The organism is Bacillota bacterium, assembly GCA_024653485.1.
Taxonomy (GTDB): domain Bacteria; phylum Bacillota; class SHA-98; order UBA4971; family UBA4971; genus UBA6256.
This window is the reverse complement of sequence record JANLFY010000013.1, coordinates 28,892-42,035: the sequence shown is the minus strand read 5'-3', so window position 1 is coordinate 42,035 and position 13,144 is coordinate 28,892. Positions and strand designations below refer to the sequence as shown.

Below are 13,144 nucleotides of genomic sequence, written 5' to 3'. Positions count from 1 at the left end.
GAACTCTTCAAAGGGGTTGCACCGCTTGACTCGATGACGAGAGGACTGAAAGGTCTTCGTTCAGCAACACCAGGTCCCTAAGCAGGGCGGTTGCACCGCTTGACTCGATGACGAGAGGACTGAAAGATTGAGTAGTCGGCCAGACTTTGTCGTATGACTGCCTGGTTGCACCGCTTGACTCGATGACGAGAGGACTGAAAGTCACGCGACACCCCGCTTCCTCAGGCGCCGCTCCCAGTTGCACCGCTTGACTCGATGACGAGAGGACTGAAAGCCGCCGGGGTTTGGAGCAGAACCGGAATTCTCTTGTGTTGCACCGCTTGACTCGATGACGAGAGGACTGAAAGCTTGCACCAACGCTCCCGGATGTGCGGTTCCATGTGTGGTTGCACCGCTTGACTCGATGACGAGAGGACTGAAAGGCCAAGGCTTGTCCTCGCCCGCCGCGTCGCCGCGCCCGTTGCACCGCTTGACTCGATGACGAGAGGACTGAAAGTTTTCGCGGGCCTTCTTGCAAAACTCTGCCGCGCCCGGTTGCACCGCTTGACTCGATGACGAGAGGACTGAAAGATTTACCCTCCCTGGTGTTAGAGTTTGCCTCCCGTCAGTTGCACCGCTTGACTCGATGACGAGAGGACTGAAAGTCGCGGATCGTTTGATAGACCGCTTGCCGCCCCACGTCGTTGCACCGCTTGACTCGATGACGAGAGGACTGAAAGTGAACAGTGCAGGATCGGCAGGTACAAAACCCCCATCGTTGCACCGCTTGACTCGATGACGAGAGGACTGAAAGTCGGGGCCGGTCCAGTGAAGGCGTCCGACGAGACGGCGTTGCACCGCTTGACTCGATGACGAGAGGACTGAAAGCAGCTCAAACTCTGTCTGGTTATCTGCGATTTGCTCTGGTTGCACCGCTTGACTCGATGACGAGAGGACTGAAAGCGTAGACGTTCCAATGTCGCATGTGGCGCCTTAAAGTTGCACCGCTTGACTCGATGACGAGAGGACTGAAAGCTCCAATACCTCGCCCGAGAGCCGCACTCGACACGCTATGTTGCACCGCTTGACTCGATGACGAGAGGACTGAAAGCATCGCGTCCGTTGGCTTAATGCGCCATTTGGTAGTGGCGTTGCACCGCTTGACTCGATGACGAGAGAACTCAGAGGTGGATGCCTCGCTCGACAACCCTTGCGAGGTCCTCGAGGAGCCTGTGCGAGTATTGGCGGGGAAGGTGGGGAGGGTACAGGAGGTTGAGCGTCGGGGTCGAGTAGTCCTCGCATGATCAAGATATGTCGGCGTCACGACCAGGATCAGGTGCTGCTGTTACCTCCTCGTTTGCGCGATTGGCTTACCGGGGGGGCACACGGCGCTCCTCATAAACGACATCGCAGATGAGCTGGACATTAGGAGTATCGAGGGGTATTACGAGGAGTGGACGAGGGGATACCACACCCGGTCCCCTGCTGCCCTCCCCAGCCTAGCGTCAGCGCAAGACCGGACATCGCTCAGCGTTCGCGCGACACCGGACATGCGCTCAAGCCTTGCAGGGCACACGAGACACCGCGTAGACGATTGGTGTTAGGTTCAGATCGATGAGACCCCTAAGGACATCTGACATCGCCAAAGCTGCGGGGATTCACGTCAACACGGTTCGGTTGTACGAAGAGCTCGGCTTCCTTCCGCCGGTGCCGAGAAGCGCTAACGGTTATCGCATGTACTCCCCGGACCATTTGGCACAGGTGCTCTTGGTCCGGACCGCCTTACGGAGCACCTGGCTTGGCGGAGAGATCCGCAGGCGCGCCCTGGCTGCGATCAGGTTTGCGGCAGCCGGGGACGGACGGAAGGCAGTGGAACAAGCTCGGATTCATCTGGAATTGGTGAGAGCCGAACGGAGCCGGGCTGAAGCGGCAGCTCAATACCTCCAGCGGTGGGCACGAGGGGCTCTCCCTGCGGAGACCCTGCCGCGTCCACTGCGCATCGCGCAGGCGGCTCGGCTGCTGGGTGTGACCGCTGATGAGCTCAGAAACTGGGAGCGAAACGGCCTCATCCGGATCCCGCGCGATGCCACGAGCGGGTACCGACTCTACGGCAGGATGGAGTCGGACCGTCTGCTGGTCATCCGGGCGCTGCGTCGCGCCAGATACAGCATGATGTCCATCCTTCGCATGCTGCGACGGTTGGACACGGGACAGCGAGAGCGGCTCGTTGAGGTTCTGGACAGTGTCCCTCCGGATGAAGAGGACGTCTTCCATTCGACAGACCGCTGGCTCTCAAAGACCCGGGAGATCGAGGAGTGTGCGAAGGAGATGATCGCCAGGCTCGAGAGGTTGGAGGGCACGTCTTGCGACACCGGGGACGAGTTGGCTTCTCTTGGCTTCGAGACCGAGACTCCCGAATTCAACTGCATCGATTGGGAACACGGAGACGTAACGTTGCAGATGGGAGGCACGGCAGGAGCGGCAGGCGGGACAGGCGGGGCAGGTGGGACAGGCGGGGCAGATGGGGCCGGCGGGGCAGGAGCTGCAGGAACTGCGGGCGGGGCAGGCGCGGCAGGCGCGGCGTCACGGGAGCGCGCGTTCCGGGCGTTCGTCAGCCCCTACTCGCTCCCGTGTGACGTGACCGCGCCGCTGGTTTGCGCGACCACCATGGACGAACTGGAGGACGCGCACATCACCGGCAACATAGTCCTCCTTCGTTCCGAACTTGCCAAGGAGCCACTGATGCCCAAGAACTTTCCCTTCTATAACCCGGATGACCACCAAAGGATCATTCGTCTCCTCGAGCAGGGACGCCCCGCCGCAATCATCTCTGCGACGTCAAGGAATCCCGCGCTGGCGGGCGGTCTTTATCCGTTCCCCATCTTCGAGGACGGCGATTTCGACATCCCATCGGTGTACCTGACCGAGGAAGAGGGGAACGAGCTCGCTATGCACGTCGGAGAGGACGTTCTGTTGAGGTTCGAGTCCAGACGCGTTCCTTCTCGAGGCTGCAACGTCATCGCCCGGAAAGGGGGTGCCCGATCACCCAGGGCCTCGCGGACCTGTTCCTGGATGTGGAGGGAAGTCTCTCGTAGGACGGGGTTGCGGGTTTGGCCCCGTCCGCGGCGGATCTGGCCGGCCGCATTAACGGGCTCATCCGTATCCGCCGAGCTGAACAACGTGCCGCACTGGAATACTGAACACGTGCGGTCGCGGGCACGCCGTCGGTCGTGAGCGGACGACGCGGCGGCGTGCCGGTCGCTTGGAGGCTCCGACCCGCGTGCCCTGGCATGATTTGAAGGAAAGGGGCAAGAGCGTGGGCCTGTGCACATGGCCCTTGCCCCGGCGTCTCCGGACCGTTCCTATTCCGGCTTCGTCCTCGATTGTCCCGAGAACGACCCCGTCACTGTCTCCGCTCGCCCTTCTCTGGCCTCGGCCCCTAAACTTCGACCCGAGCCTCTGTGCGAACCTTCGCTTGCGTCCCGGCCCGTGCTCCGCTCCGGCCTGTGCCTTACCTTGTGCCCAACGTGCCCAACCTCTCGTTTCCTCCGGCGTCTTGACCTGCCCCTCCACTTGTGAAGAACCGGTGGATCTCCTTGAGATGTTGCGGAATCCCGAGATGTTGAGGGCACACCTCTTCGCACGCCCCGCACTCGACGCACGCTGAAGCGTCGCATCCTGCCTTCTTCAGAGTATCGTACATTCTCAGCGAGTCGCTCAGGGTGCCGTACATGAACGCATCGTTGTACAGTGAGAGAATGTCGGGTATGTGCACGCTATTGGGGCATGGCATGCAGTAGCGGCACTCGCTGCAGCTGACCCTGATTCTCTTCTTGTAGATTGCCCGCACCTTCGCGATGAGATCGAGCTCCGCCTCTGTGAGCGAGTTCGGGAAGGCATCCTCGGCGATGCGGACGTTCTCCCTGACCTGATCCATGGTGCTCATGCCGCTGAGGATGACAGTCACTTCGGGATGGTTCCAGACCCACCGAAGCCCCCACTCCGCTGGAGTCCGCCTCACAGGAGCCGCGTCCCACACGGCTTTGACGTCCTCCGGGACCACCTTCGTCAGCCTGCCGCCTCGAAGAGGCTCCATCACGATGACGGCGAGGCCTTTCGACGCGGCGTATTCCATGCCCTCTGTCCCGGCCTGGTAATTGTCGTCTACGTAATTGTAGTGAATCTGCGCGAGGCTCCAGTCGTAGGAGTCGACGATCTCCTTGAAGAGCGCAAGACTGTCGTGGAAGGAGAAGCCAGCGTACTTGACGCGTCCGTCTGCGAGCGCGCGATCGAGGAAGGCCATGACTCCCAAGTCTTTCGCCTTTGACCACGTCTCTTTGGAGAGGGAGTGGAGCAAGTAGAAATCGATGTAGTCCGTGTCCAGCTTGGCAAGCTGCTCATCGAGGTAACGGTCGAAGTCGCCATGGTCCTTGCACAGCCAAACCGGGGACTTGGTGGCGAGCCTCACCGTCTTTCGGAGCCCTCCGGACAGCGCCTTGCCGACGAGGACTTCCGACTGGCCCTCGTGGTACCTGTAGGCGGTATCTATGTAGTTGACGCCTTGGCTGATTGCGTATCGGAGCATGGCGATGGCCTCATCCTCATTGATCCGAGGAGCGGTGCCGGTCTCCGACCCGTCCGAGGCCGTCTCCACGCTCTCGACGCTCTCGACGGGAAACCTCATGCACCCGAATCCCAGTGCGGAAACGGAGAAGCCGTGACGTCCGAACTTCCTGTACTGCACCTTCAGCCTTCTCCTTTCGGTCTTTTCAGCCTGTCCACCCGTGGTGCGTCGACTTCCAGACCCTCGATTTCATCATTCCGTCATCATTCCGTGGATGCCGCTTTCAGGTCTTCACCGTGCGCCGCCGCTCTCCTTCTTTGTCTACCCTCTGTTTGTTGTCTGTAGTTCGTCGTCTCGTCAAGTCCCCGTCACAACGAGAGTCGGACTGCGCGGACACTCATGTGCGCGGGGCGGACATCCATGTGAGCGGGTGCTTCCCGGTGCTTGCGTGCGCGAGGGCTCGCGTGAGCTGGCACTAGCGTGCGCGGGCGCCAGTGAGCGAGGTGAGTCTGCGTGCATCCGTCCGCGCGATCCTGCGTGGCCGTGCCCGCAACCCTGCGCAGCCATGCGCGCAGCCCTGTGCGTAGCTGTCGCCCAGCCCTGGTCCGTCGCGCGTGTGCGCGCCTGCTGCCCGAGTCGAGGCTCGTGTTGGCGGTCTGCAGGCGAGCTTCATGTGAGCTCCGTGTTGAGCTCCGTGTGCGTGGCGCATGCGCGCTGACGAGGCTGGGCACGAGGCGGGATGAGGCGCAAGGACGCGGGTTACGTAAGTGGGAAACGGTCCGGGCGAATACTCTGGCGGGCCTCTGGCAAGACTCTGAACGAAGGCCCTGAACGACGAAGCTCCACAGCAGCGAAGCTCCGCAGCAGCGAAGCCCCGGAGAAGCGAAGTTCGGGAGAAGCGAACCTCCGGAGGAGCGAAGCCCCGCAGAGGCAAAGCTGCGGAACAGCAGCTTCAGGCGCCTCAAGCTTTCGCAGTTGCACAGTGCGGCCGGCCGCCGCTTCGGCGCTTTACAGCCGCTACGGCGGCACTCTGCGGCCGTCGCTGCGGCGCTTTGGGGCCACTGCCGCGGCGCGTTGGGGCCACTGCCGCGGCGCGTTGCACCCGCTGCCGCAGCGCTTCGCAGCAGCAGAGCTCGGATGGGAGGTACCGACATGATCACAGCCGAGGTATCACTATATCCCATGGAGACTCCACGATCCGATGACATCATCAACGCGTCTCTGACTGCCCTTGCAGCAGGAGGGCTATCCTACGACGTAGGGCCGCTGAGCACGAGGATATCTGGAAGCGAGGACGAGGTTTGGCACGCCCTTCGGTCAATGTTCGAGCGGGCGTGCGGCCATGGCAAGGAAGTGGCGATGGTTGTAACCCTCGCTAACTCTACCGTGTGATGGGTCGGTGTCGTGACGATCCGGCCAAGTGGCGACCGCTCAAGTGGTGACCGCCCGTTCTCGTCGCCTCAGCTTTCCGACTTACCCATCCGCTTCACCTCTTTGCCTCGCCGCTTTAGCTTCCCATTCCATCGCCTCGCCTCCGTTTCGCGCCGCTTCGTTTTCTCGCGCCGCATCTTAGCTGCGGGTCTTCACGTTGCCTCCCGCTCCGGCCCCTCTATCCTGCCTCCCGGTTCCTCTTCTCCGTCTTGACTCTTCCCGTATGTGTTTCCGCTAGCCGGCTTCCTATCATTGCGCGACTGCCCACCGCGATGTGTGACATTCGAAAAAAGATCTTTGGCGTGAAGGAGATCTGCCAAACGTGTCGAAGGAGAAGATACCGGTTACGTAACCGGTTACGTAACCGGTATCTCGATGGAAGGAATCTTTCTGGACGGACAGAGGGGCGGACGGCAGACGGATTGATGAATTCGCGGACCAGCAGACCGGAACAGCCGTTCATCGACAGCAGCTCATCGAGAGCCGTCCATCGGCGGCACATGGATTAATGGCAGACGGACTGCACCGAGGGGTGGTGTGATGGCCAACATCCGCGAGGTGGCGCGGCTGGCCGGAGTGTCGACCGCCACGGTCTCCAGGGTCATCAATGAATCCGGATTCGTTGCGGAGGAGCTCAAGGAGCGCGTGAAGCGGGCAATGGCGGAGCTCAACTACCGCCCGAACAACCTTGCGCGCTCATTCAGGCAGAACCGGAGCTTCATGATCGCGCTCATGATTTCCGACATCTCCAACCCGTTCTTCACGTCGCTGGTCCGTGGCGTTGAGGACGTGGTCAAGGAAGGCGGCCTGAATCTCCTTCTCTGCAACACCGATGAAGACCCCGAGAAAGAGCGTTCCTACGTGGAGGTCCTAATAGGCAACCGGATTGACGGTGTCATAATGGCGCCGACAGGGAACGCTCAAGCAAGCGTGGAGGCGTTCGGGCGCCACGGAATCCCCGTGGTCTTCATAGACCGCCACCTCCCCGGGATGAAGGTCGACGCTGTGCTCATAGACAACGTAGCCGGGGCGTACCTTGCTACTTCGCACCTGCTCCGCCTCGGTCACCGGCGCGTGGGCATCATCACTGGGCTTGAGAGCGTCTCAACGTCTCAGGAGCGCGAAGAAGGCTACCGAAAGGCGCTTGCGGATTTCGGGATAGAGCCAGACGAACGAGTCATCGCACGCGGGAACTCGCGAATCGAAGGCGGGAGGCGGCAGACCCAAGCGCTCTTGTCTCTGCCGCCCGGCGTAAGGCCAACAGCCGTCTTCACCAGCAACAACCTGCTCACCATCGGCGCAATGCTTGCGCTGCGCGAAGCGGGGATCAAAGTGCCCGACCAAATGGCGGTGGTTGGCTTCGACGAATTCGAGTCCACGCCGATCATCGACCCGCCGCTGACCGTGGTCGCGCAGCCGACTTACGAGATTGGCGTGCGCGCCGCGAAAAGGCTTTTCAAACGTCTGAGCGAACGAACCGCGAGTGAGAGTCGGCCGGTAGTGGTCCGCCTCAAGCCGCAGCTCATAGTGAGAGAGTCGTGCGGGGCAAGTCTGAAACCAAGCATTCCCCCGGGGCGATAGACGCGGCAGTGGACGCAGAAGCTCACGAACGCACGCACGCAACTAGGTTCATGCCGATCGTTCACGCTCATCGTCCCGGGGGTGAACGAACGTTCGAAGTTGCGCGGCCTGGCACGCCAGGCAGCCACGCGAGCTGTCATGCATGACGCTTGCCGGCCGGGCAGATCTGTGGAGCGCGCGAGGCGGCCGTGTAAAGAAGTCGTCGTGCGCGCGAGGCGGTCAGCGCGATAGCGGACCGGGCTCGTAGACCGTGGTGTAGACCGTCCGGCGGACCGCCTTGGAGGCAGCGCAGGAGGAGTCGGCAGAGGAGTTGGCAGAGGAGTCGGCGGTGACGGAGGGGGTGGTAGTTGACCAGGTCTCGCGGTTCGGTCACGCGCTGCTGTGCATAAGTCTCACAGGCGGCGGTGCGATCCCGGAGGATGCGCCGAGGATGCGCGGTAAACGCGCGCCTGGCCGCACCGTTACCGTGGGTGCGCAAGCAACGCGCAGGGCGGCGCGGCAACCTTGGGTGCGCGGGCAGCGCACCTGGCGGCACAGCCACCGTGGGTACGCAAGCAATGCTCCCGGCGGCACCGCAACCTTGGGTGCGCAGACAGCGCGCCCAGCTGCACGGCCGCCGAGGACGCGCAAGCGACACGCGTGGCGACGCGCTCTGCGACGACACACGGGCGACACGAGTTGTGCTTCCGACTCTTGGAGGACTCTTGGAGGGGCAGAGAATGCGCACGTATTCGTTCAACAAGACGATCCCGGTTGGACAAGAGGTCGATGTTCTAGTAGTCGGCGGTGGACCATCTGGTTTTGCTGCAGCGATTGCCGCGAGCCGGAACGGAGCCAAGACCATGCTCATCGAGAAGCATGGATGCATTGGAGGCATGGCGACTGTAGGACTGGTGGGCCCGTTCATGACGAGCTTCGACGCTACAGGGGACACGCAGATAATCAGGGGTGTTTTCGAGGAACTGGTCAGGCGACTCGAGGAGCGAGGGGGCGCCATTCATCCCTCGAAGGTTCGCCGCGGCACGTCCTACTGTGCTTTCATCATCCCCGGGCACGACCACGTCACTCCCTTCGACCCCGAATGGCTCAAACTCGTTGCCACTGAGATGGTTCTCGAATCAGGCGTGGAGCTGCTTCTTCACACTCAGTGCCTGGACGTCATCAAAGAGGGAGATCGAGTGACCGGTGTCGTGGCTGCCAACAAGTCAGGTCTCCAGGCGATAGAGGCAGCCGTCATCGTTGATTGTTCGGGGGATGCGGACGTGGCGGAGTGGTCTGGGGCTCCCACCGTCCTGGGCAGGCAGAGCGATCACGGGATGCAGCCGGCGACCATGTTCTTCAGGATCTGCAACGTGGATTCCGAGAAAGTCAAGGCGTACATTGAGGAGAATCGAACTCTCGTTGGAAAACCATTCCATGGCCCCTTTAGCTGGCTCGTCGAAGAGGCTCGAGAGAGAGGTGAGTGGGACGTCCCCCGGGGCGAGATCAACATGTACGAGACGCCCAATCCGGGGGAGTGGAGGGTCAACACGACTAGGATACTCAACATCGACGGGACTAACGCCCGAGATGTGACGAGGGCGGAGATAGAGGGCAGAAGGCAGGCTAGGAAGGTCTTCGAGTTCATAAAGTCCCGAATACCGGGATGTGAACGCGCGCGGTTCATGGACACCGCGGCTGTGGTTGGGATACGAGAAACGAGACATATTGTCGGGGAGTACGTCGTCACGAAGGAAGACGTGCTGGGTTGTCGGATGTTCGACGACAGCATCCTGCTTGCTTCCAATTCCGTGGACATCCATTCCAAGGATGCCGAGAGTGGCGAATACACGGTCATCAGCGGTAGGTGGTACGGCATTCCGTACAGGTCTCTCGTGCCTCTTTCGGTCGAGAATCTCCTGGTAGCGGGACGGCCGATCTCTGCCACCTCTGAGGCCTCGTCAGCGTTCCGGGTGATGCCGTGCTGCATAGGAACGGGACAGGCGGCAGGCACGGCGGCCGCTTTGGCGGTCAAGTCAGGAGTCGTCCCGCGCCGGGTGGACGTCTCCAGGCTTCGGGATCTCCTGAGAGAACAAGGAGTATACCTGGGCTGATCAACTGGTCGTCCGGGTCGTCCCATCAGTGTCCGGTGTCCAGTATGTCCGGTGTCCAGTGGGCGAAGTCGATAACCCCCCCATGGAGTTGATGAAAGCGATGGAGTTGACGAAAGCGGGCGGGACGTCGGAGGCTCGCTCGGCGAGGTCACGCTACATCGCGGCAGGAACTCGGGGACCACTGCCCGAGGAATGCGGGGATCGCCGCGCGGGACACGCAGGGGGCGCCGCACAGGGAACGCAGGGAACTCAGGAAATGCCGTGCTGGGCGCGCAGAGCATCTAGAATTACACAGCAACAGGCAATATGGAGAACGAAGACGAAGAAAGGGAGGCGAGTTACGATGTCGAAAATGAACGGGAGTGCGCGAACGCTGTTGCTTAGTCTGGTTGTCCTCGTGCTCTTGTCTTCAGTGTCGTTCGCTCAAGCCCAAGAGAAGGTAAAGGTGACGTTTTGGACGTGGCTCAGCAACGAGGCGTTGGTTGAGGAGTTCAATCGACTTCACCCGAACATTCAGGTGGAGCACGTGAAGATGGGGGCCTATGACGCGCAGAACAAGTTCCTCGTAGCACTCTCCTCTGGCACGGGAGCGCCCGACGTCATACAGCTCATGGCGAGGCACTTCAGCCTCTTCTCGACCACCGGCAAACTCGTGGACGTGACCGACGCAGTCAAAGACATAAAGGATGGCTATCCGTCGAACCTGATAGAAGCGGTAAGCTACAATTCAAGGATGTACGGACTTCCGGCGGATGTTAGCCCCGCGGTGATTTGGTACCGGAGGGACATCTTCAAGAAGTATGGGATAGAAGCGCCGTTTGCCACGTGGGACGACTTCGCCAAGGCAGCCGCGGTTCTGAAGAAGAACGGTGTAACCATGATGCCCTTGTTCTATCCGGCCGGCGGGTGGGGCGCGAATGCGCTCGTGATGTACCTGCACTCCCGCGGAGGGAACATCTATACCCAAGAGGGCAAGGTCATCAGGAACAACAAGGAGCTAGAGTATACCCTGCAGTGGCTCAACGACCTATACAAGAACGGCTTCGCAGAGGGCATCACCTTCTTCACGCCTGAGTTCTGGGGTGCGTTCAAAGCGGGCCAGTTTGCGTGCTGGCCGATGAACGTCGCCGAGGGAGCGAACATCCGGCAGTACATGCCCGAGCTGTCAGGGAATTGGGGCGTGATGCCCTTCCCGAGATGGTCGGACAAGAAAGAGCAGACCACGGGCATATGGGGCGGAACGGTACTGGCCGTTCCCAAGCAGTCAAAGGTGAGGGATGCCGCGCTGACCTTCGCCAAGTGGGTGGCAGGCACGGTGCAGGGGCAGGTTTGGGCGAGCAAGACATGGAACGCCGTGCCCGCATACTCACCGGCCTACAAAGACAACCATTATTCGCTCGGGGATCCCTACTACGGCGGCGACAACGTCTACAAGATGATCAATCCGGTGAAACCCTTCTACTACTTCGACTGGGCCATCACGGAGAGGATCATCGGCAAGCAGCTCGACCTGATGTTCGCCGGAAAGGTGACCCCGGCAGCAGCCAGGGCAGCAATAGAGGCCGAGCTCATAGATGAGACGAACCGCTAGGCCCATGGGTGAAATGAACGGCTGTATGAGTATAGCGGTTGAATGAGTATGAGCAGGTGCAGTAGAGTTATCCTCTAGGGCCGCGATTAGCAACGAGTGCGGATGGCCCCGGCCCGGGCCGGGGCCATCCGGCGGAGGCAGCTCTGATGAAGCAAGTGTCCTTGACTATCGACAAACGCCTTGCACCGTACGTGTTTCTCCTTCCGTTTCTCGTGTTCTTTCTGGCGTTCCGCGTGGGGCCTATAGTTTGGTCGCTTGTCGTCAGCTTCACGAAATGGAGCGGCATGAACGAAGCTGTGTTCGTTGGCTTCCAGAACTACTTGCGAGTCTTCAAAGACGGCCGGTTTTGGACTGCGACGTATAACACCTTGTACTTCGTGGTCGTCTACAATGCAATCATGATTACCCTCGCACTCTTGCTGGCTGTGTCATTGGATTCATCGCTTCTCAAGGGCAAGGGGTTCTACCGCTCAGCCTACTTCATGCCCATAACCATGTCCCTACCGGTAGTTGCCATGGTCTTCGACCTAATCTTGGCAAGGGGCTCGGGGCTGCTGGCCGTCTTATTGCAGTACCTGGGAATCGGGCTCAGAGTCCGGTGGCTCAGCAACGCATCCCTTGCGATGTGGGCCATCATACTGATGAGAGTATGGAGGGGTACGGGATACTATTGCGCGTACTTCCTCGCAGGGTTGGCCAGCATCCCGAAGGACGTATACGAAGCGGCGAAGGTTGACGGGGCTTCCGCCTGGACAGTGTTTACTCGCATATCATTGCCCCTCCTCAAGCCGATGCTGCTATTCGTTCTCATCATGTCCACGATACTGTCGTTCCAGATCTTCGACGAGCCCTGGATTCTCACTCAAGGTGGCCCGGCCGATGCGACGCTCATGCTTCAGATCTACCTCTACCAGACCAGCTTCCTCGAGGGCAATCTGGGCAGAGGCTGCGCCATATCATACATGATGACCCTTCTGATGATGGGCGCGTCCGTGCTGTACGTAAAGAGACTGGGAGAGAGAGATGCCTAAGATGATCATCGGGAAACGTGGGAGAGGCCTTTGTGCCCTGCTATTCATGCACCTTGTAATGCTGACGATGGCTATAGTGATCCTACTGCCGTTTTATTGGATGCTCGTGAGCTCGCTCAAGGACATGGGGGAGTTTTTCAACCCAAAGCCGTCTCTGTTTCCGGCGAGCGCGACCATGGCCAACTACGTGAAGCTCTTCAGGGAGACGCACTTCGTGCGGTGGCTCGTCAATAGCGGCACGGTGAGCGTCCTTTCGTTGGCCCTCGGCCTGGTCATCTGTTCCCTTGCCGGCTTTGCCTTCGCAGTGTATGAGTTCAGAGGCAAGACGCTTCTGTTCTGGACCGTGCTTGTCTCCGTGGCCATTCCAGAAATCGTCACGATAATACCCGTTTTCAGGCTCATGGTCTCCGCTAGGATGATCGATACCTATTCCTCGCTTGTCCTGCCGTATTCCATGAACGTCTTCGGCATCTTCTTGATGAAGCAGTACATCGCGTCCACCTTGCCACGGGAGCTCCTGGAGGCGGCGAGGATAGATGGTTGTTCCGAATTTGAAATCTATCTTCGAATCGGACTGCCGCTTGCGAGACCGGGTCTCGGGGTCCTAGGGATCTATCTGTGGCTGAACTCGTGGAGCGGGTACTTCTGGCCGCTTATCATGCTCAAGTCGCGGGAGATGATGACTCTTCCTCTCGGACTCGCGACACTTTACGCGGACCCGTGGAACCTTCAGTATGGGATGTTGATGGCAGGCGCTTTCCTATCTACCTTGCCGATAATATTGATCTTCCTTGGAGCTCAGAAGCAGTTCATCGCTGGCCTCACAGGAGGGGCCCTTAAGGCGTGAAGAGTGAGTCTCCGATGAGGAGGAGTG

At 60.3% G+C, this 13,144-nt stretch carries 8 protein-coding genes and 1 CRISPR repeat array (1 of these 9 only partly in view); of the genes, 7 read left to right on the top strand and 1 reads right to left on the bottom strand.

Annotated elements, in window-relative coordinates:
* A CRISPR array of direct repeats spans positions 1–1,166; the repeat unit is 37 nt; unit sequence GTTGCACCGCTTGACTCGATGACGAGAGGACTGAAAG; it reaches 2,212 nt to the left of the window's first position.
* A 427-nt stretch (positions 1,167–1,593) separates the two neighbouring features.
* Complete coding sequence (locus tag NUW12_10415; protein ID MCR4403165.1) at positions 1,594–3,213, top strand: MerR family transcriptional regulator; 1,620 nt, start codon at positions 1,594–1,596, stop codon at positions 3,211–3,213.
* A 277-nt stretch (positions 3,214–3,490) separates the two neighbouring features.
* Here NUW12_10415 and NUW12_10410 read toward each other — a convergent pair whose 3' ends face one another.
* Positions 3,491–4,723, bottom strand: a complete 1,233-nt coding sequence (locus NUW12_10410) for an aldo/keto reductase (protein ID MCR4403164.1) — start codon at positions 4,721–4,723, stop codon at positions 3,491–3,493.
* 972 nt (positions 4,724–5,695) lie between these two features.
* On the opposite strand from NUW12_10410, the gene NUW12_10405 reads away from it, so the two are divergent.
* The 6 genes from NUW12_10405 to NUW12_10380 all read left to right on the top strand — a co-directional run bounded on the left by NUW12_10405 (position 5,696) and on the right by NUW12_10380 (position 13,117).
* Positions 5,696–5,935, top strand: a complete 240-nt coding sequence (locus tag NUW12_10405) for a Ykof family thiamine-binding protein (GenBank protein ID MCR4403163.1) — start codon at positions 5,696–5,698, stop codon at positions 5,933–5,935.
* Between the two features lie 579 nt (positions 5,936–6,514).
* The gene (locus NUW12_10400; GenBank protein ID MCR4403162.1) at positions 6,515–7,555 is read left to right on the top strand and encodes a LacI family transcriptional regulator; all 1,041 of its coding nucleotides are present in this window, start codon (positions 6,515–6,517) and stop codon (positions 7,553–7,555) included.
* Between the two features lie 719 nt (positions 7,556–8,274).
* Complete coding sequence (locus NUW12_10395) at positions 8,275–9,648, top strand: FAD-dependent oxidoreductase (GenBank protein ID MCR4403161.1); 1,374 nt, start codon at positions 8,275–8,277, stop codon at positions 9,646–9,648.
* A 343-nt stretch (positions 9,649–9,991) separates the two neighbouring features.
* Positions 9,992–11,239 (top strand): sugar ABC transporter substrate-binding protein, encoded by a 1,248-nt coding sequence (locus tag NUW12_10390; protein ID MCR4403160.1) that lies wholly within the window; start codon positions 9,992–9,994, stop codon positions 11,237–11,239.
* 146 nt (positions 11,240–11,385) lie between these two features.
* Complete coding sequence (locus NUW12_10385; protein MCR4403159.1) at positions 11,386–12,270, top strand: sugar ABC transporter permease; 885 nt, start codon at positions 11,386–11,388, stop codon at positions 12,268–12,270.
* Positions 12,263–13,117, top strand: coding sequence for a carbohydrate ABC transporter permease (locus NUW12_10380; protein MCR4403158.1), 855 nt, complete (start codon positions 12,263–12,265; stop codon positions 13,115–13,117). Before NUW12_10385 ends, NUW12_10380 begins: the two co-directional genes overlap by 8 nt.
* Positions 13,118–13,144: the final 27 nt, after the last annotated feature.